This window comes from Kitasatospora sp. NPDC087314, from assembly GCF_044744365.1.
Classification (GTDB): Bacteria; Actinomycetota; Actinomycetes; order Streptomycetales; family Streptomycetaceae; genus Kitasatospora.
In genome coordinates this window covers 37,751-56,696 of the sequence record NZ_JBIUYE010000027.1, presented here as the reverse complement: position 1 = coordinate 56,696, position 18,946 = coordinate 37,751, and the positions used below count along the sequence as shown (strand labels likewise).

Genomic DNA, 18,946 nt, shown 5'->3' with positions numbered 1-18,946 from the left:
GCGGCCGGAAGGCCGTCAGCGGCCGATGATCAGGCTCATCGCCTCGGCCCGGGTGGCCGGGTCGCGCAGCTGGCCGCGGACGCAGGAGGTGATGGTCTTGGCGCCGGGCTTGCGGATGCCGCGCATCGACATGCACATGTGCTCGCACTCGATCACGACGATCGCCCCGCGCGGCTCCAGGATCCGCATCAGCGCGTCGGCCACCTGGCTGGTGAGCCGCTCCTGCACCTGCGGGCGGCGGGCGTAGACGTCGACCAGCCGGGCCAGCTTGGACAGGCCGGTGATCTTGCCACTGATGGACGGGATGTACCCGACGTGCGCCACCCCGCGGAACGGCACCAGATGGTGCTCGCAGACGGACGTCAGCTCGATGTCCTTCACGAGCACCATCTCGTCGTGCCCGAGGTCGAAGGTGGTGGTGAGGACGTCCTCGGGCTCCTGCCAGAGGCCCGCGAATATCTCCTTGTAGGCGCGCGCGACCCGGGCCGGGGTCTCCAGCAGACCCTCGCGGTCCGGGTCCTCACCCACGGCGAGCAGCAGCTCGCGGATGGCGTTCTCGGCCCGCTTCTGGTCGAAGGTCCCGACGGCGGGCGGACCGTCGAGCGTCACCGGGTCGATCATGCGGGCCTCGCTTACTTGGGACGACTTTGCTGTACAGCACGGATGCCGCGCCTCCAGGGTACAAACCCCGGTGACGCGGCATCCATTCCGTACGGTGCGGCGGGCTCAGCCCTCCGCGGGCGGCTCCGCGGTCGGCAGCGGCGGGAGCTTCACGATGTCCACCGGGGCGGTGTCGACCGTGGCGGCGCCGTTGGTGAGCGCCAGCTCCTTCGGGGACTGCACCGGGGGCCGGGTGGACGGCGTGCGACGGGAGGAACCCGTCCAGGCCGGCCGGGCCGGGCGCTTGACGATCGGCGCGAAGATCTCGGCGATCTGCTCCTTGTTCAGGGTCTCCTTCTCCAGGAGCTCCAGAACCAGGTTGTCGAGCACGTCGCGGTTCTCGACCAGGATCTCCCAGGCCTCGTTGTGCGCGTTCTCGATGAGCTTCTTGACCTCTTCGTCGACCAGCCCGGCGACCTCTTCCGAGTAGTCGCGCTGGTGGCCCATCTCACGACCCAGGAACGGCTCCGAGTTGTCCGAGCCGAACTTGATCGCACCGAGGCGCTCGGTCATGCCGTACTGGGTGACCATGGCCCGCGCCGTGGCGGTGGCCTTCTCGATGTCGTTCGAGGCGCCGGTGGTCGGGTCGTGGAAGACCAGCTCCTCCGCCGCGCGCCCGCCCAGCATGTAGGCCAGCTGGTCGAGCATCTCGTTGCGGGTGGTGGAGTACTTGTCCTCGTCCGGCAGCACCATGGTGTAGCCGAGGGCCCGGCCGCGGGACAGGATGGTGATCTTGTGCACCGGGTCGCTGTTGGGGCACGCCGCCGCCACCAGGGCGTGGCCGCCCTCGTGGTACGCGGTGATCTTCTTTTCCTTCTCCGACATGATCCGGGTCCGCTTCTGCGGACCGGCCACGACGCGGTCGATCGCCTCGTCCAGGATGCCGTTGTCGATCAGCTTCTTGTCCGAGCGGGCGGTCAGCAGCGCGGCCTCGTTGAGGACGTTCGACAGGTCCGCGCCGGTGAAGCCGGGGGTGCGCTTGGCGACGGCCGAGAGGTCGACGTCGGGCGCGATCGGCTTGCCCTTCTGGTGCACCTTGAGGATGTCCAGCCGGCCCTGGAGGTCGGGGCGCTCCACCGCGATCTGGCGGTCGAAGCGGCCCGGGCGCAGCAGCGCCGGGTCCAGGATGTCGGGGCGGTTGGTGGCCGCGATCAGGATCACGCCACCCTTGACGTCGAAGCCGTCCATCTCGACCAGCAGCTGGTTGAGGGTCTGCTCGCGCTCGTCGTGGCCACCGCCCAGACCCGCACCGCGGTGCCGGCCGACGGCGTCGATCTCGTCGACGAAGACGATCGCCGGGGCGTTCGCCTTGGCCTGCTCGAAGAGGTCGCGGACGCGGCTGGCGCCGACACCCACGAACATCTCGACGAAGTCCGAGCCGGAGATCGAGTAGAACGGCACCCCGGCCTCACCCGCGACGGCACGCGCCAGCAGGGTCTTGCCGGTACCGGGCGGGCCGTAGAGCAGCACACCCTTGGGGATCTTGGCGCCGACGGCCTGGAACTTGGCCGGCTCCTGCAGGAACTCCTTGATCTCGTGGAGCTCCTCGACCGCCTCGTCGGCACCCGCGACGTCCGCGAAGGTCGTCTTCGGGGTGTCCTTGGTGAGCAGCTTGGCCTTGGACTTGCCGAACTGCATGACCCGGGAGCCGCCGCCCTGCATCTGATTCATCAGGAACAGGAAGACCAGGACGATGATGACGATCGGGAGCATCGACAGCAGCAGGCTGACGAAGGTGCTCTGCTTCTCGGGGCTGATGGTGTAGCCCTCGGCGAGCGTGCTCGAGTCGTTGTCGTTGATCTGGGCCTGGAGCTTGTCGGCGATCGCAACACCCTGGTCGCCGATGTACGAGGCCTGGAACTTGCTGCCGGACGGCGTCTTGCCGGTCCCGGCGTTGGACAGCGTGGCGCCGTCCTTCAGCTGGATCTTGATCGTGTTCGAGTCACCAGTGGTGATCTGCGCCGACTTGACCTGCTTGGCATCGATCGCTGCGACGACCTGCCCCGTGTCCACCGTCTTGTAGCCGTTCGAATCCGAAACGACCTGCATCAGCACGATGACGGCGAGGACGGCCAGCACGATCCACATGATCGGCGCACGGAAGTATCGCTTGACGTCCATCCATGCGGGGCGTTGCCGCCCCGTCCCTCCTGCCACTCAACGGCGCCGGGGGGCTGGGGGGCCGCGGCGCATCGGGTCGGTGCTCATGTGAAGAGCGGTTTTAATGGACCGTACCGCAGTCGCACCCGCCCGTGGCGGGAGCGCAGCGACACGGCTGTCGTTCTTTGTCCCCCCGGTCCAACGGGCGGGAACCGACTCCTGTTCCCACCCGTAGCCCGAACGGGCGCTCAGCCCCCGTAGACGTGCGGGGCGAGCGTCCCGATGAAGGGCAGGTTACGCAGCTTCTCCGCGTAGTCCAGCCCGTAGCCGACCACGAACTCGTTCGGAATGTCGAAACCGACGTACTTCACGTCGATCTCGACCTTGGCCGCGTCCGGCTTGCGCAGCAGGGTGCAGACCTCCAGCGAGGCCGGACCGCGCGAACCCAGGTTGCCCAGCAGCCAGGACAGGGTCAGACCGGAGTCGATGATGTCCTCGACGATCAGGACGTCCCGGCCGGCGATGTCGGTGTCCAGGTCCTTCAGGATCCGGACGACCCCGGAGGACTTGGTGCCCATGCCGTAGGAGGACACCGCCATCCAGTCCATGGTGACCTGCGAGTGCAGGGTCCGGGCCAGGTCGGCCATGACCATCACGGCCCCCTTGAGGACGCCGACGATCAGCAGATCCTTGCCTGCGTAGTCCCGGTCGATGCGCTCGGCCAGCTCCAGGAGCTTGGCGTCGATCTCGTCCTTGCTGATGAGCACCTTCGCGAGGTCAGCGCCCATGTCGTTCTGGTCCACCGGGGATACGTCCTCAAACGTTCGGGGTCTGTGTGGCCGGCGGCCGGCTACCCCGGGACATGCCCGCCCGTCAGTCGCCCTGCCGCCGAAAGACCAGCGTGCCACACCTGCGGGTGGCCTCGACGCCCCCGGGTAGGTGCAGCGGCCCCTGGCCGCGCCATCCGGTGACCAGCAGGTCGATCGTCTCCAGGTGCCGCGCGAACAGGTCCCCGGCCGGGCAGCCCGCCCGCAGCGCGGCCCGGCGCAGCACCCGGCGGCGGACCGCGGGGGGGAGTTCGGCGAGTTTCACGGCGTCCAGGGCCCCGTCGCCCGTCCGGAGGTCGCGTTCGGCCAAGGAGGCCCACTGGTCGAGGGCGTCGGCGTCGTCCCGGAACAGCCGGGCGGTCCGGGCCAGCGCCTCCACCACGCCGCCGCCCAGGTGCTTCTCCAGCACCGGCAGCACCTCGTGCCGGACCCGGGAGCGGGTGTAGGCAGGGTCACAGTTGTGCGGGTCGTCCCAGACCGGGATCGCCTGGGCGGAGCAGGCCTGCCGGGTGGCGGCCCGGTCCAGCTCCAGCAGCGGGCGGCGGTAGCGGCCCTTCTGCGCCGGCATCCCGGCCAGCGAGCGGGAGCCGGAGCCGCGGGCCAGGCCCAGCAGCACCGTCTCGGCCTGGTCGTCCCGGGTGTGGCCGAGCAGCACGGCGACCGCGCCGAGCCGCTCGGCGGCCTCGTCCAGGGCCGCGTAGCGGGCGTCCCGGGCGGCGGCCTCCGGGCCGCCGGACCGGCCGACGTGCACCGGGATCGCCTCGACCGGGTCCAGGCCGAGCGAGCGCAGTCGTTCGGCCACCTGGGCGGCCCGGTCGGCGGAGCCGGGCTGCAGGCCGTGGTCCACGGTGACGGCGCCGACCCGCAGGCCGATCTTGGGTGCCTCGAAGGCGGCGGCGATGGCCAGCGCCATCGAATCGGCGCCGCCGCTGACGGCGACCAGCACCAGCGGCGAGCCGGGGGCGGCCGGGGTCCGGGGCAGCCCGGACGGGTGGCGCGCGGCGTTGCCGATCAGGGTGGTGCCGACGGCGGCACCCACCAGCGGCGCCCCGGCCGGGCGCTCGCGGGGCTCGCGCACGGGCGCGGTGAAGGTGGTACCGGCCTCGGCGGCGAGGTCGGTGAGCGTGCGGCGAACGGCCAGGCGTATCGCGGCGACGGCGGGGTGAGGGCCCACGGCGGACGACTCCTCGACGGAGGGGACAGGACTGCGGTTCGCGCGGCCGGGCCGCGCACCTCGCGTGAGCGCCCTGTTACCGGGCGCTCACAGATGGTGGCAGAAAGCAGCGACCCGCTACGCCACCCGCGCCACCGGTACGACCACCGTCCCACGTTCGGGTGAACGGAGAAACGTATCTTCACCCTCGGTCTGCCCGATTGGACCACTCGTACGAGCGGGTTTGACCACCGCGCGTCCAGCGGCGGCCGGACGCCGTCAGCGGGCGACGCGGGCGACCCAGGCGGCCGGGTCGTGGATCTCCTCCTTGGTCGGCAGCGTGTTCGGGGAGGTCCACACCCGGTTGAAGCCCTCCATGCCGACCTGCTCCACCACTCCGCGCACGAACACCGCGCCGTCCTGGTACTGGCGCAGCTTGGCGTCCATGCCGAGCAGCCGGCGCAACAGCAGGTCCAGCCGGTTCGCGCCGCGGTCCCGGCGCTGCTGGAACTTCTCCCGGATCTCCGCCACCGTCGGCACCACCGCCGGGCCGACCCCGTCCATCACCACGTCCGCGTGGCCCTCCAGCAGCGACATCACCGCCGTCAGCCGGCTCAGGATCTCGCGCTGGGCGGGCGACTGGACGATCTCCATCAGCCCCGCCGAGGGCACGCCCTCCCGGCCCCCGACACCCGGCAGGCCGCCGCCGAGCGAGCCCGCCGCGTCCCGCAGCCGGTCCAGCAGGGCGCCCGGATCCACGTCCGTCTCCGCCAGGAAGGCCTGCACCTCGGACTGGATGTGGTCCCGCAGCCACGGCACCGCGGTGAACTGCGTGCGGTGCGTCTCCTCGTGCAGGCACACCCAGAGCCGGAAGTCGGACGGGTCGACGTCCAGCTCCCGCTCGACGTGCACGATGTTCGGCGCCACCAGCAGCAGCCGGCCGGGGCCGGGCCCCTCGGGCCCCAGCCGCGGCTTGTCGAACAGCGCCGCCGGGCTGTCCGGGGCCTCCAGCGAAGGCTCCGCCGGGGCGAAGGTCTCGTACTGGCCGAGCACCTTGCCGGCGAGGAACGCCAGCAGCGCGCCCACCTCGATCCCGGTGGCCTTCTCCCCCACCGCGCCGAACACCCCCGCCGTCGGACTGCTCGCCCGGCGCGCCTGGAGCTTCTCCACCAGCGGCTGGACCACCGTCCGGAAGCCGGCCACGTTCGCCCGCACCCAGCCCGGACGGTCCACCACCAGCACCGGCGTCGCGGCGGCCGCCGCCAGACTGCTCGACCGCATCCCCGTGAACGCCCGGACGTGCTCCTCGGCCTCCAGCGCGTGCCGGCGCAGCTCGGCGACCACCGCCGCCGCCTCCGCCCGGCTCACCTCCGGCCCCGGCCGCACCAACCTGGTCGCGGTTGCGACCGCGAGATTCCAGTCGACCATGCCAGCACCGCCACTCGCGCTCGTCATGCCCTCACCGTACGTGCTCCCACCCACCGACGGCAGCCACCCGTACCGAACACCCTCACCCCGCACGTCCACTCGGCACCAACCGCAGTGCCACCCCCGAACCGCCCCCACTCCGGCGGCACCCTGCACCGGCCGCCCGCGCGGCCGTCGTGGCCGCATGGCGCGGCTCGCCGGCAGGACGGGGAAGCGGCCGGCGGGGCGGGGTGCAGCGGAAGTGCGGCAAGGTCGGCGGCGCCAGGGCCTGGTCCCCGGCCGGTCCTTTCCGACGCCCGCTGGCGGTGCGGGTGGGTCAGTGGCAGCCGCAGGTGGTGAGGCGGGCGGCGATGCGGTCCATGGCGGCGCGGGCGGTGTCGGCGGGGGCGGTGGTGCGGGTCATGACGGCGAAGGCGAGGAGGCGGCCGTCGGCGTCGACGACGGTGCCGGCGAGGGTGTTGACGCCTCTGAGGGTGCCGGTCTTGGCGCGGATCAGGCCGGCCGCGTCGGCGGCGCCCGAGCCGGAGCCGTAGCGCTTGCCGAGGGTGCCGGTGAAGCCGGCGATGGGCAGGCCGGCGAGGATCGGGCGCAGGGTCGGGTGCTGGTCGGAGGCGGCCAGGGCGAGGAGGCGGACCAGGACGGCCGGCGGGATCGCGTTGTCCGGGTTCAGGCCGCTGCCGTCGTTGAGGACCACGCCGGCCATCGGGACACCGAGCTTGGCGAGTTCCTGGGTGACGGCGGTGGCGGCGCCCTCGAAGCCGGCCGGTTGGTGGGCGGCGAGGGCGACTTGGCGGGCCATCGCCTCGGCGAGCTGGTTGTCGGAGGTGGTGAGCAGCCGCTCGACCAGCCGGGCGACGGTCGGCGAGTCCACCCGGCCGAGGACGGCGGCGCCGGGTGCGGCCGGGGCGGCGGCGGGCTTGGCCTTGCCGTCGACGGTGACGCCCTGGGCCTTGAGCAGGGCGGCGAAGCTCTCGGCGGCGCTCCCGGCCGGGTCGGCGACCCGGGCCGGCGCCTCGTCGCGGCTCTTGGGGTCGACCTTGCCCTCGTCGATCATCAGCGGGACGACCAGGGCGATGTTCTGCGCGTCGTGGTTCTTGTGCTGCGGGCTGCCCGTGTACATCGACAGGTCGTAGTCGAGCTTGACGGTGGTGATGCCAGCGGCCTTGAGGGCGGCGGCGGCCTGCCGGGCCAGGGCGTCGAGCGAGGCGGGGGCGGTGTCGGCGTCGGCGGCCTGCCCGCCGATCTGCACCTGGTCGGCGGGCAGCGCGGTGAGCGTCGGGTCACCGCCGCCGACCAGGGTGATCGTGCCGGGCTCCGCCCCCTTGATCACCCGGGTGGTCAGCCGGGTGTCGCCGGGGATCAGCGACAGGGCCGCGATCGAGGTGGCCAGCTTGGTGGTGGAGGCGGGCGTGGCCGGGGTGTTCTCGCCGGAGCCGTACAGGAGTTGGCCGTCGACGGCGTCCGCGACGGCGAAGGTGACGGTGCCGAGGCTCTTGTCGGCGAGGGCGGTGGCGAGCGCCTGCTGGAGGCCCTGGGCGGTGGGTGCGGCGGCGGCACCACCGGCCTCGACGGTGGCCAGGACGGCACCGGGGGCGGGGGCCGGGCGGGCGCTGCCGCTCGGGGCGGGGGCGGAGCCCGTAGGGCCCGGGGCGGCGGCACCGCGCCCGGCGGGCTGTTCGGCCGAGCGGGTGGTCGCGGTGTCGCCCGCCTTGGGCTTGCCGTCGCCCTTCCCGTGCTCACCCTTCCGGCCGTCCCGGTCGTCGCCCTCGCCGTGCTCGGTGCTGTGGCCGCTCGGGTTCGGGGAGGGCTGTGCGTACGCTCCGCCCGAGGTCAGGACCGTTCCGGCGACCAGCAGCGCCGCCCCGAACAGTCCGGCGGTCGTCCCCCTGCGGCGGCGCGCCGCCCCGACCCCTGCTCCCACCGACCGGCCCCTTTCCTGAGCACTCACTCCCGTAGGAGACACTTGGATTCTGTCAGTCCCTACCTTGGAGGAACCGTTGGAGTTCGACGTCCTTATCGAAATCCCGAAGGGCTCTCGTAACAAGTACGAGGTCGACCACGAGACCGGCCGTCTGCGGCTCGACCGGATGCTCTTCACCTCGACTCGCTACCCGGCCGACTACGGCTACGTCGAGGGCACGCTCGGCGAGGACGGCGACCCGCTGGACGCGCTGGTGATCCTGGACGAGCCGACCTTCCCGGGTTGCCTCATCAAGTGCCGCGCCATCGGCATGTTCCAGATGACCGACGAGGCCGGCGGCGACGACAAGCTGCTGTGCGTCCCGGCGACCGACCCGCGCTGGGAGCACCTGCGGGACATCCACCACGTGTCGGAGTTCGACCGCCTGGAGATCCAGCACTTCTTCGAGGTCTACAAGGACCTGGAGCCGGGCAAGTCCGTCGAGGGCGCCAACTGGGTCGGCCGCGCCGAGGCCGAGGCCGAGGTCACCGCTTCGATCAAGCGTCTGGCGGAGCAGGGCGGCCACTGAGCCGTCGTTCCGATCTCGTTCGACCAGGAAGTTCGAGGTAGGTCGGGGCAGCCGAGGGCCGGGGTTCGCGGATTCGTCCGCGGGCTCCGGCCTTTGCCATATCCGGGGGCCGGTGCGACCGTTTTACCGACAGGCTGTCGGCATGACGCCTGATTAGGTTAGGCTAACCATAACTGTCGGGGGCGAATCCGATCCCTGGAGGCCACCTATGCCCACGCCCGAGCCCGTCCCGTTCTCCACCGCGCTCCGCGCCGCCAGCAGCCAGGAACACGAGGCCGCGGAGCAGTCCTCGTTCATGAGCCACCTGCTGGGTGGACGGCTCGGAATCGAGGCGTACGCCGACCTCACCGGCCAGCTCTGGTACGTCTACCGAGCCCTGGAGAGCCGCGCCGGACAACTGGCGCAGCACCCGCTCGCCGGGCCCTTCATCGACCGGGCGCTGCTGCGCACCGCCGCCATCGAGCGCGACCTGGCGCACCTGCGCGGGCCGCACTGGCGGGACGGGCTGGAGCCGCTGCCGGCCACCGCCGCGTACGTCGCACGGGTGGCGGAACTGGCCGAGACGTGGCCGGCCGGGTACATCGCGCACCACTACACCCGCTACCTGGGCGACCTGTCCGGCGGCCAGATCATCCGCGGGGTGGCCGAGAAGACCTGGGGCTTCGAGCGCAAGGGCGACGGCGTGCGGTTCTACGTCTTCGAGGAGGTCGACAACCCGGCCGCCTTCAAGCGCGAGTACCGGGCCCGGCTGGACGCGGCCGGGCTGGCGATGGACGAGGTCGAGCGCCGCCGGGTGGTCGAGGAGTGCAAGCGGGCCTTCGTGCTCAACGGCGCCGTCTTCCGGGACCTGGACGCGCGCTACCCGCTGAGTGCCTGAACGTTTCTCCCCGTCACACCAAGGGATCGGCGGCACGAACGGATCGGCCCCGGCGAGTGGTTGCTCCCCGGGGCCGTCGCGCGTCCCGGGGGTGCGTCAGGAGCGTGCGCCGCGCCGGTTGCGCACCAGAACGGTGGCGCTGCCGCCGACCAGCAGCAGACCGGCCGCGGTGGCCAGCAGCGGGACCACCGGGGTGTCCGAGCCGGTGGCGGCCAGCACGCCGCCCGCGCCGCCCGCACCGCTCAGGCCGCTGCCGGTCGTCAGCGAGGCGCCGCCGACCGTGCCGGCGCCCGAACCCTGGCCTCCGGCAACCTGGTTGGCGCCGCCGCCGGTGCCGGACCCGCCGGCCGACGGGGTGGCCGGGAGCTTGGCGTCCTTGTCGAACGCCAGGGTGGCGCTGACCGGGTCCAGGGCCGTGCCCGCCGGGTAGTTGGAGAACACCGGGACGCCCTCGGCGGTGAGCGTGGCCGGGACGCCGGAGAGCGTCACCACGCCGTCGACCGGCTTCAGGGCGGCGGCGGGCACGTCCAGCTTGGCGATCCGCGCGCCGCTCAGTGCCGTCGCCTTGCCGTCGGGGGACTTGCCGTTCACGTCGGCGGTCAGGAAGGCGCCGCCCTGGTCGATCGTCAGGCCCAGCTTGGAGAGCGTGGTGTCGAGCGCCCAGCCGTCCTTGCCGGGGTGGCCGAGGAAGCGCACCGAGCCGTTGAACGCGGCGGTCAGCGAGTGGTCGGCGGTGTTGTAGCCGCCGGTGGCACCGCCGAAGCGGTAGTCGGCCGCGCCGCCGCCGAACTCGACCTTGCCGCTCGCCATCGGGGTGGCCAGGTACGCGCGGAAGCTCTCCTTGACCGTCCAGTCGAGGGTGCCGTTCACCACGGGCAGCCGGCCCGGCGCGGTGGTGGGCGCGGGGCTCCCGGTCGCGGACGGGGTGGCGCTCGCGGACGAGGTCGCGCTCGCGGACGGCGAGGAGGTGCCGCTCGGCGACTGCGTCGCGGACGGCGTGCCGGTGGCCGACGGCGTGGTCGACGGCGTGCCGGTGGCGGACGGGGAGGAGGTCGCCGTGCTCGTGACGGTCGGCACCGGGGTCGTCGGCGAGGCCGTGGCGGACGGCGAGGAGGCGGCCGTGGCGGTCGGCGACGGCGTCGCCGGGCTCTGCTTCAGCAGCAGCGACAGCGGGTCCATGTCCGACCCGGCCGGATAGAAGCCCGCGAAGGCCTTGGCACCCTGCTCGGTCAGTTTGGCCGCGGTCGGCACCCCGGTGGTGGTGTCCCGCCCGACGGTGAACGTCACCAGCGGCACGTCCTCCCGCCGGGTGATCTCGGTGGCGCCCGTCGACTCCTTGGACGCGGTGTCGGCGGTGAGCGTGCCGGTCGTCCCGGCGGTGGTGATCCTGAGGTCGCTGATCGCGACGTCCAGTGCGCCGTGGTGGGCGGTGAAGTGGACCCCGCCGGTGAAGGAGGAGCTGAGCGCATGGGTGGCGAGGTCGTACGTGGCGTTCGCCAGGCCGAAGTGGAAGGTGCCGTCGGCGTTGGCGGTGGCGCCGCCGGTCAGTTCGATCGCACCGCCCTGGGAGGCCGGACCGCTGATGTAGTTGCGGAAGCCGGCCTTCACGCCCCAGTCCAGCGCGCCGGTGTCGTACGTGACGCTGCCGGGGCCGCCCGCGCCGAACGCCAGCGCGGGGGCGCCGAGGGCGGTCAGGCCGAGGCCGACGGTGGCGGCCGCGAGGGCGGCCAGCCGGGTGCGGTTGCGGGACATGGTGGTTACTCCGTTCGGGTGGGGCGGGGGGAGGGAACGCGGGGGGACGCTCCGGGGGGTCAGGCCGCGTCGTCGGGGCCCGGCGCGGCACCGGGGCCACTGCTGGTGCCGACCTCGGCGCCCGCGACCGGCGCGGCGGCCGCGCGGCGGCGCCGGACGAGCAGGCCACCGGTCGCGGCGAGCACGGCCACCAGCACCGCGCCACCGACCACGGCCGCCACCGGGAAGCCGTCCGGGGAGGACGCGGCGACGGGCCCGGCGGAGGGGCTCGCGGCGGGGCTCGCGGTGGGGCTCGCGGTGGCGCTCGGCACGGTGGCCGGGGCACTGCCGAGATCGGGCAGCGGGGGCAGCGCGGCCGCCGGGTCGAGCGCGACGGCGAAGCTCAGCGGGTCCATCTCGGTGCCGGCCGGGTAGAGGCCGCCGAAGGCCTTGGCGCCGCCCTCGGTGAGCTTCAGCGGCACCTCGACGGCCTTCAGCAGGCCGCCCTCGGGCTTGAGCCCGGCCGGGTCGAAGGCCGCCAGCTCGACGCCGGTGAGCTGCCGGGTGGCACCGTCCGGGGTGCGTCCGGAGACGTCCGCGACCAGTCGGCCCTGGCCGCCGGACACGGTGACACCCGGGTTGGCGAGGGTGAGGTCCAGGCCGTAGGTGTCGCCGCTGCGCAGGCCGGTGAAGCGCACGGTGCCGGTGAAGGCGGCGGTGAGGTCACCGTTCGCGGGGTCGTACCGGCCCTTGGCCGGGGTCCAGCGGAAGAAGGCGCCGCCGTCCGCCGCACCGGCGCCGAGTTCCCAACGGCCCTGGGCGATCGCGCCGGTGACGTAGTCGCGGAAGGTACGGCGCACGCCCCAGTCGAGGGCGCCGTCGGCGAACTCGGTCCGGGCGGGGGCCCGGGTGCCGGGCGTACCGGCCGGTGCGGCCGGAGCAGCGGAGGCGGCCGGGGTCCCGGCGGCCGCCGAGGGCGACGGCACGGCAGTCGGCGACGGAGCGGACGGGGCCGAGGACGTGGCCTGCGCGGCGGGCAGGTTGACCGACAGGGTGAGCGGGTCGAGGGCCGTCCCGGCGGGGTAGAAATTGCCGAAGGCCTTCGCCCCCGCGTCGGTGAGGGCGCCCGGCACGTTGCTGAGCGTCAGGGTCCCGGCCGCGCCCCGCAGATCGACGCCGGCCAGCGAGAGGTCGGCCAGCTTGGCCTGGCTCACGCTGCTGACCTGCCCGGTCTCCTTGGACTTGCTGCTGACGTCGGCGTACAGCCCGGCCGCGCCGCCCTGGACGGCCCGGAAGCCGAGCCGGCCGATGCTCAGATCGAGCGCGTTGGCGCCGTTCTCCTGGTGCCCGGTGAACCGGACGCCGCCGGAGAAGGAGGCGGTCAGTGTGCCGGTCGCCGGGTCGTAGCCACCGGTCGCGGAGTGGAACCGGAAGGTGCTGCCGCCGACCGTGGCGGCGCCGCCGGTGAGCGTCCAACTTCCCTTGGCGATGGGCCCGGTGACGTACGTCAGGAAGGACTGCTTGATCCCCCAGTCCAGCCGTCCGCCGGCGACCTTGCCCTCCACCGCCACCGCCTGGCCGGGTGACAGGCCCACCACCAGCAGGGCGGCGAGGGCGGCCACCAGGGTGGCGGCCAGACGGCGGAGCCGGCTGGGCAGGGGCACGGCGGATCACTCCTCGGCAGGGTGCGGGGGCGCGGCAAGGGAAGGGTCCGGCGTGCTGCCGACCCCCTTGCGAAACTCAGGTAAGGCTAACCTAATATATGAGTCAAGAGTCCCGCCGCGACCCCCCGGCCAGGGCCGAAGCGGCGACAACTCCCGGCGAAGGGAAGCACGTTGAGCAGCAGTACGATCCGCCCCCGGGTGGCCCGCGGGCCCGCCCTCCTGCTGCTCGCCCTCGGCCTCCTGCTCGCCCTCGGCCTCCTGCTCGCCCTCGCCGCCTGCGGCCCGTCCGGCACGGCCGCCAAGGCGACCGCGGCGGGCTCCTCCCGGGCCCCCGACGCGGTCGAGCCGCTGCCCGTGGAACCCGTCCCGCAGCTCCCGGCCACCATCGCCTCCGTCGACGGCCGCCAGGTCACCGTCACCAGCGCCGAGCGGATCGTCCCGCTCAACGGCAGCCTCGCCGAGCTGGTGTTCAGCCTCGGCCTCGGCCCCAAGGTCGTCGCCCGGGACGTCTCCACCACCTTCCAGCAGGCCGCCGCCCTGCCGGTGATCACCCAGGCCCACGACGTCTCGGCCGAGGGCGTGCTCTCGCTGCACCCCACCGTCGTCCTCGCCGACCGCACCACCGGCCCGGCCGAGGCCATCGCGCAGATCCGCGCGGCCGGCGTCCCGCTGCTCGTCCTGGACGACGCCAAGCGACTCGCCGACGTCGGTCCGCGCATCGACACCGTCGCCGCCGCCCTCGGGGTCCCGGACGCCGGCCGGCAGTTGAAGGAGCGCACCGCACAGCGGATCGACGAGGCCAAGGCCGCCGTCCCGACCGCAGGCCGCCACCCCAAGGTCGCCTTCCTCTACCTGCGCGGCAGCGCCTCCGTCTACCTGCTCGGCGGGCCCGCCTCCGGCGCCGGCTCGCTGATCGAGGCGGTCGGCGGCGAGGACGCCGGCACCGCCGCCGGCCTCAGCGGCGACTTCACCCCGCTGACCAGTGAGGCCCTGGTCAAGGCCGCGCCCGACGCGATCCTGGTGATGAGCAAGGGCCTGGACTCGGTCGGCGGCGTCGACGGCCTGCTCAAGCTGCCCGGCGTCGCCCAGACCCCGGCCGGCCTCGACCGCCGGATCGTCTCGATCGAGGACGGCCAACTGCTCAGTTACGGCCCGCGCACCCCCCAGGTGCTGCGCGAGATCGCCGCCCAGCTCTACCCGACGGACGCCAAGTGACCACCGCCGTACGGTCGAAGGCCGCACCCACCGTCAGCAGGACCGCCCTGATCATCGCCGTGCTCGCCGCCGCCCTGGTGCTCTGCGTCCTGCTCGCGGCCGGCGTCGGCGCCTACCGCATCCCGCTCGGCGACATCCTGGCCTCCGCCGCCCACCGGCTCGGCCTCGGCGGGCACGCCCTGGACCGGGTGCCCGAGTCCGTGCTGTGGAACGTCCGGCTGCCCCGGGTGGTGCTCGCCCTGCTGGTCGGCGGCTCGCTCGGCTGCGCCGGGGCGCTGATGCAGGGCGTGTTCGGCAACCCGCTGGCCGAGCCCGCCGTGATCGGCGTCTCCTCGGGCGGCGCGGTCGGCGCGGTGGCCTGCATCGTGCTCGGCCTGGACGCCCTCGGCAGCTGGACGGTCACCGCCTTCGCCTTCGCCGGCGGCCTGCTGACGGTCTTCGCGGTGTACCTGATGGCCCGCTCCGGCGGGCGCACCGAGGTGGTCACGCTGATCCTCACCGGGGTCGCCGTGAACGCCTTCTGCGGCGCGCTGATCGGGATCTTCCTGTTCACCGCCGACTCCGCCGCGATCAGCCAGGTCACCTTCTGGCAGCTCGGCTCGCTCTCCCAGGCCACCTGGGGCAAGGTGCTCGCCGTCCTGCCGCTCGCCCTCGTCGGCCTGGCCGTCGCCCCGCTGTACGCCCGCAAGCTGGACCTGCTGGCCCTCGGCGAGCGCCCGGCCCGCCACCTCGGGGTGGACGTCGAGCGGATGCGGCTGGTGCTGATCACCGTCGTCGCGCTGCTGACCGCCGCGGCCGTCGCGGTCAGCGGCATCATCGGCTTCGTCGGGCTGGTCGTCCCGCACCTGCTGCGGATGCTGGCCGGGCCCGGCCACCGCTTCCTGCTGCCCGCCTCGGCGCTCGGCGGCGCGCTGGTCCTGGTGGCCGCCGACCTCGCCGCCCGGACCGTCGCCGAGCCGGCCGAGCTGCCGCTCGGGGTGCTCACCGCGTTGATCGGCAGCCCGTTCTTCTTCTGGCTGCTGCGCCGGACCAGGACCAGGCAGGGAGGCTGGGCATGAGACTGCGGACCCATCGGAAGGTGCCCGAACGGCCGTCCCCCGGCACGGAGCTGCTGACGGCCGAGGCCGTCCGGCTGGCCGTCGGCGGGCGCGCCCTGCTGGACGGCGCGTCGGTACGGGTGGCCGCCGGCGAGGTGGTCGCGCTGCTCGGGCCGAACGGCGCCGGCAAGTCCACCCTGCTGTCCGTGCTGGCCGGCGACGTCCGGCCGGACGGCGGCGAGGTCCGGCTGTGCGGCCGCCCGCTGGCCGGCTACGGCGCCGCCGAGCTCGCCCTGCACCGCGCGCTGCTGCCGCAGTCCGCCGCGCTGTCCTTCCCGTTCCCGGCCGACGAGGTGGTCCGGATGGGCCGCGCCCCCTGGGCCGGCACCGCCGCCGCCACCGAGGACGAGGCCGTGGTCGCCGAGGCGATGGCCACCACCGAGTCCGCCGCCTTCGCCGGGCGCCCGTTCACCGCCCTGTCCGGCGGCGAGCGGGCCCGGGTGGCGCTGGCCCGGGTGCTGGCCCAGCGCGCCCCGCTGCTGCTCCTGGACGAGCCGACCGCCGCCCTCGACCTGCGCCACCAGGAGCTGGTGCTGCGGGTCGCCCGGGCGCGCGCCGCCGCCGGGGACGGCGTGGTCGTGGTGCTGCACGACCTGTCCCTGGCGGCGGCGTACGCGGACCGCGTGGTGCTGCTGACGGCCGGGGCGACGGTCGCGGACGGGCCGGTCGCCGAGGTGCTGCGCGCACCGCTGCTCAGCGAGGTGTACGGCCACCCGGTCGAGGTGCTGCCGCACCCGCGCACCGGGATGCCGCTGGTGCTGCCCGAGCGGGGCTGAGCGGGGCTGAGCGGGCTCAGTCCTCCAGCCGGAAGCCGAGCTTCAGGCCGACCTGGTAGTGCTTCACCTGCCCGTCCTCCAGGTGGCCCCGGACCTGCGTCACCTCGAACCAGTCGAGGTTGCGCAGCGTCCGGGAGGCCCGCTCCACCGCGTTGCGGATCGCGGCGTCGACGCTCTCGGTCGAGGATCCGACGATCTCGGTCACCCGGTACACGTGGTCAGTCATGACGGACTCCCTCAGCTGTGCGACGGCCCCAGGTCCACCGTGCACCGCCGCCGGTCCGCCCGCACGCCGACGGCCGCCACCGACGGCAGCCGTCGGCGCCAGAACGCCGACGGGAGGCCCCAGCGCTTGTCGGACGAGCGCTAGAACGCCGCCCGCACCCGCCCGACGGGCGCGCCGCCGCCCAGCAGCGGGGCCGCGCCGATCCGCTCGACCGTGTCGTCCGCACCGGTCACCCCGAGTCGGCGCAGCGCGGCCGCCAGCACCGGGCCGCGGGCCCGCTCGCCGCCGTCGTCGATCTTGAAGGCGAGCGCCCGCCCGTCCGGCAGCGCCACCACCTGGACGGCCTCGGCGCCCATCTTGGACAGCGCGCCCGGGACGGCCCGCATCAGCCAGGTGTCGGCCCGGCGGGTGCCGGCCACGTACTCGGGGTGGGCACGCATCGCGTCGGCCACCCGGCGCGGCGCGGTGCCCTCGGCGGCCAGCAGCAGGCCGCGGTAGCCGCGGGCCAGGCCGGTCAGCGTGACGGCCAGCAGCGGCGCGCCGCAGCCGTCCACCCCGGCGTGCGCGGCGGTCTCGCCGGTGCCCTCCTCCAGGGCCTCGTGGGCCAGCCGCTGGATCGGGTGCTCCGGGTCCAGGTAGCCCTCGGTGTCCCAGCCGTTGGCGACGCAGGCGGCCAGCCAGCCGGCGTGCTTGCCGGAGCAGTCCATCAGGATGGGGGCGCGACGGCCGCCGGAGCCGAGCAGCAGTTCCGCCTCGGTCTCGTCCAGCGGCAGGTCGGCCGGGGTGCGCAGGGCGGACTCGTCGAGCCCGGCGGAGCTCAGGATCGTCCGGACGCCATCGAGGTGAAACGATTCTGCGGAGTGGCTGGAGGCGGCCAGCGCCAGCAGCTCGCCCCCGATCGCCAGTCCGGCCCGCAGCGTGGCCACCGCCTGGAACGGCTTGGCGGTCGACCGGGGGAAGACCGGCGCGTCGGGGTCACCGAGCGCGAACTCGACCGAGCCGTCGGCGGCGAGCAGCACCAGTGAGCCGTGGTGCCGGCCCTCGGTGAAACCCGAGCGTATGACCTCGGCCAGGACGGACGGGGTGACGGACTGGGACATGGCGAGGCCTTCCGGGGTGAGGGTGGACCGGGGAGAGCCGGGCGCACCCGCCCATGGTGCCTCACCCGGTCAGAGCGGCCCCCCTGCGAGCAGGTCGTCGACCCGTGCTTCCCCATCACGGTACCTGCGGGTGATCTCGGCATTGCAACCGTCGGCCGTCCGCAGCAACCGCTGCCGCCGCCCGGACACCTCGCGCTCGTGCGCGCGCAGCCGCTCCAGCGCGGCCAGCAGCTCCTCGGCCGGGTGCGCGGCCAGGTCGGCGAGCTGGACGTCCCCCATCAGCGTGTCCGCCTCCAGCTGGGACTCGTGGCCGCGCGGCGGCCCGAGCGTGACGTGCCGAGCCGAGCGCCGCACGCTGGAGGGCGCGTCGGTCAGGATGGCCGGGAGGCGGTCCAGCAGGTCGCCGGGGAGCCCGTCGGTGCCGCCCGCCCCGGCCGCGCGGACCGGGCCGCCGGGCCGGCGGTCGAGTTCGGCGCGCAGGATGTCCATCCGCCCGTGCAGCAGCCGCCGCAGGTAGGAGAGGTCGGCCTCCTGCTCCAAGGTCTCCCGGCGCAGGATCCGCAGCTGGTCCAGGCCCAGCCGCTCCAGATCGGGCTCTATCGCCGTTCCCAGGGCCTCGGCGCCCTCGGCGACCTCCGCCACGTGCCCGGACCGGTCCCACGCCGCGCTGCTCGCGTCCATCAACCAACCACCTGCCGTCGTCCGATCCCGCCCGCTCGCGGCACTCCGTCCCTGCCGCCGGTCCCGCCCGTCCTCCGACGGGCTCACACGTCCCGTCCGTTGGCACGCCCGGCCACCCCCGGTGGTTCCGGTTCCCGGCCGGAACCACCCCTCGGGGCGACACCGCAGGAACGCCTGACCTACCGACTCGACCGCCCGGCCGAACCCGGCCCGGTGCGGCGGACCCCATGGCGCCCCGAGCCCTTCGTACGGTCCACCAGCGTGCCACCCCGCCCGGCGCGCGCGCACGGCCCGTGCACCCGAACGGCCCCCTGGCGAACGGAGGTGGCTGATATGACCGGGCCTTTCCGCAGGAAGAGCGGCGCCCGACTCCGCGCAGGCGCGCAATACACGGCGTGCACCACACACGTACGCGCCCCTTGTGTGCGGCCCTGGCCGCCGGACGGCCCGGCGGGCTCCGGCACAATGGCGGCATGCGAGCAGTGGTGCAGCGAGTGACCGAGGCCAGGGTGACCGTGGCCGGCGAGACCGTCGGCGCGATCGAGGGACCGGGGCTCTGCGTCCTGGTCGGCGCCACCCACGACGACACCCCGGCCAAGGCCGCGCAGCTGGCCCGCAAGCTGTGGACGCTGCGGCTGCTGCCCGCCGACGACGAGGGCGTGGAGCAGTCCTGCTCCGACCTCGGCGCCCCGCTGCTGGTGATCAGCCAGTTCACCCTCTACGGCGACGCCCGCAAGGGCCGCCGCCCCACCTGGAACGCCGCCGCCCCCGGCCCGGTCGCCGAGCCGCTGGTGGACGAGGTGGTCGCCCGGCTGCGCGAGCTCGGCGCCAAGGTGGAGACGGGCCGGTTCGGCGCCGACATGCAGGTGGCGCTGGTGAACGACGGCCCGTTCACCGTCCTCGTCGAGGTCTGACCCCAGGG

At 74.0% G+C, this 18,946-nt stretch carries 17 protein-coding genes; 6 read left to right on the top strand and 11 right to left on the bottom strand.

The window, feature by feature from the left end:
- Positions 1–15: 15 nt before the first annotated feature.
- The 6 genes from folE to dacB all read right to left on the bottom strand — a co-directional run bounded on the left by folE (position 16) and on the right by dacB (position 8,089).
- Positions 16–621 carry a GTP cyclohydrolase I FolE gene (gene folE, locus ACIO5E_RS38270; protein WP_400676927.1) on the bottom strand — a complete coding sequence of 202 codons (606 nt, stop codon included), beginning with the start codon at positions 619–621 and terminating at the stop codon, positions 16–18.
- 105 nt (positions 622–726) lie between these two features.
- The gene (gene ftsH, locus ACIO5E_RS38265; protein ID WP_400676924.1) at positions 727–2,781 is read right to left on the bottom strand and encodes an ATP-dependent zinc metalloprotease FtsH; all 2,055 of its coding nucleotides are present in this window, start codon (positions 2,779–2,781) and stop codon (positions 727–729) included.
- Between the two features lie 227 nt (positions 2,782–3,008).
- Positions 3,009–3,563 carry a hypoxanthine phosphoribosyltransferase gene (hpt, locus tag ACIO5E_RS38260; protein WP_280685463.1) on the bottom strand — a complete coding sequence of 185 codons (555 nt, stop codon included), beginning with the start codon at positions 3,561–3,563 and terminating at the stop codon, positions 3,009–3,011.
- Between the two features lie 70 nt (positions 3,564–3,633).
- Positions 3,634–4,761, bottom strand: coding sequence for a tRNA lysidine(34) synthetase TilS (gene tilS, locus ACIO5E_RS38255; RefSeq protein ID WP_400676921.1), 1,128 nt, complete (start codon positions 4,759–4,761; stop codon positions 3,634–3,636).
- A gap of 258 nt (positions 4,762–5,019) precedes the next feature.
- Complete coding sequence (locus ACIO5E_RS38250) at positions 5,020–6,195, bottom strand: zinc-dependent metalloprotease (RefSeq protein ID WP_400676918.1); 1,176 nt, start codon at positions 6,193–6,195, stop codon at positions 5,020–5,022.
- Between the two features lie 289 nt (positions 6,196–6,484).
- Positions 6,485–8,089 (bottom strand): D-alanyl-D-alanine carboxypeptidase/D-alanyl-D-alanine-endopeptidase, encoded by a 1,605-nt coding sequence (gene dacB / locus ACIO5E_RS38245; RefSeq protein WP_400676916.1) that lies wholly within the window; start codon positions 8,087–8,089, stop codon positions 6,485–6,487.
- A gap of 76 nt (positions 8,090–8,165) precedes the next feature.
- On the opposite strand from dacB, the gene ACIO5E_RS38240 reads away from it, so the two are divergent.
- Positions 8,166–8,657 carry an inorganic diphosphatase gene (locus ACIO5E_RS38240; RefSeq protein ID WP_030244505.1) on the top strand — a complete coding sequence of 164 codons (492 nt, stop codon included), beginning with the start codon at positions 8,166–8,168 and terminating at the stop codon, positions 8,655–8,657.
- 208 nt (positions 8,658–8,865) lie between these two features.
- The gene (locus tag ACIO5E_RS38235; protein ID WP_400676914.1) at positions 8,866–9,534 is read left to right on the top strand and encodes a heme oxygenase (biliverdin-producing); all 669 of its coding nucleotides are present in this window, start codon (positions 8,866–8,868) and stop codon (positions 9,532–9,534) included.
- 96 nt (positions 9,535–9,630) lie between these two features.
- Here the strand turns inward: ACIO5E_RS38235 and ACIO5E_RS38230 are convergent, their stop codons facing one another.
- Entirely contained in the window at positions 9,631–11,286 is a 1,656-nt protein-coding gene (locus ACIO5E_RS38230; RefSeq protein WP_400676912.1) for an HtaA domain-containing protein, read from the bottom strand.
- 59 nt (positions 11,287–11,345) lie between these two features.
- Complete coding sequence (locus ACIO5E_RS38225; RefSeq protein ID WP_400676910.1) at positions 11,346–12,929, bottom strand: HtaA domain-containing protein; 1,584 nt, start codon at positions 12,927–12,929, stop codon at positions 11,346–11,348.
- Between the two features lie 171 nt (positions 12,930–13,100).
- On the opposite strand from ACIO5E_RS38225, the gene ACIO5E_RS38220 reads away from it, so the two are divergent.
- The 3 genes from ACIO5E_RS38220 to ACIO5E_RS38210 are packed head-to-tail and all read left to right on the top strand — an operon-like array spanning position 13,101 to position 16,017.
- Positions 13,101–14,144: a hemin ABC transporter substrate-binding protein gene (locus tag ACIO5E_RS38220; RefSeq protein ID WP_400676908.1), complete on the top strand. Its 1,044-nt coding sequence runs from the start codon at positions 13,101–13,103 to the stop codon at positions 14,142–14,144.
- The gene (locus ACIO5E_RS38215) at positions 14,141–15,202 is read left to right on the top strand and encodes a FecCD family ABC transporter permease (protein ID WP_400676906.1); all 1,062 of its coding nucleotides are present in this window, start codon (positions 14,141–14,143) and stop codon (positions 15,200–15,202) included. Before ACIO5E_RS38220 ends, ACIO5E_RS38215 begins: the two co-directional genes overlap by 4 nt.
- Complete coding sequence (locus tag ACIO5E_RS38210; protein WP_400676904.1) at positions 15,199–16,017, top strand: heme ABC transporter ATP-binding protein; 819 nt, start codon at positions 15,199–15,201, stop codon at positions 16,015–16,017. Before ACIO5E_RS38215 ends, ACIO5E_RS38210 begins: the two co-directional genes overlap by 4 nt.
- Positions 16,018–16,033: 16 nt before the next feature.
- On the opposite strand, the gene ACIO5E_RS38205 is transcribed toward ACIO5E_RS38210, so the two are convergent.
- From ACIO5E_RS38205 to ACIO5E_RS38195, 3 genes are all read right to left on the bottom strand, one after another.
- Entirely contained in the window at positions 16,034–16,243 is a 210-nt protein-coding gene (locus ACIO5E_RS38205) for a dodecin (protein WP_280685453.1), read from the bottom strand.
- A 140-nt stretch (positions 16,244–16,383) separates the two neighbouring features.
- Positions 16,384–17,343: an asparaginase gene (locus ACIO5E_RS38200; RefSeq protein ID WP_400676901.1), complete on the bottom strand. Its 960-nt coding sequence runs from the start codon at positions 17,341–17,343 to the stop codon at positions 16,384–16,386.
- A 69-nt stretch (positions 17,344–17,412) separates the two neighbouring features.
- Complete coding sequence (locus ACIO5E_RS38195) at positions 17,413–18,024, bottom strand: ABC transporter substrate-binding protein (RefSeq protein ID WP_280685451.1); 612 nt, start codon at positions 18,022–18,024, stop codon at positions 17,413–17,415.
- Between the two features lie 473 nt (positions 18,025–18,497).
- On the opposite strand from ACIO5E_RS38195, the gene dtd reads away from it, so the two are divergent.
- Positions 18,498–18,938, top strand: coding sequence for a D-aminoacyl-tRNA deacylase (gene dtd, locus ACIO5E_RS38190; protein WP_400676899.1), 441 nt, complete (start codon positions 18,498–18,500; stop codon positions 18,936–18,938).
- Positions 18,939–18,946 lie beyond the last annotated feature (8 nt).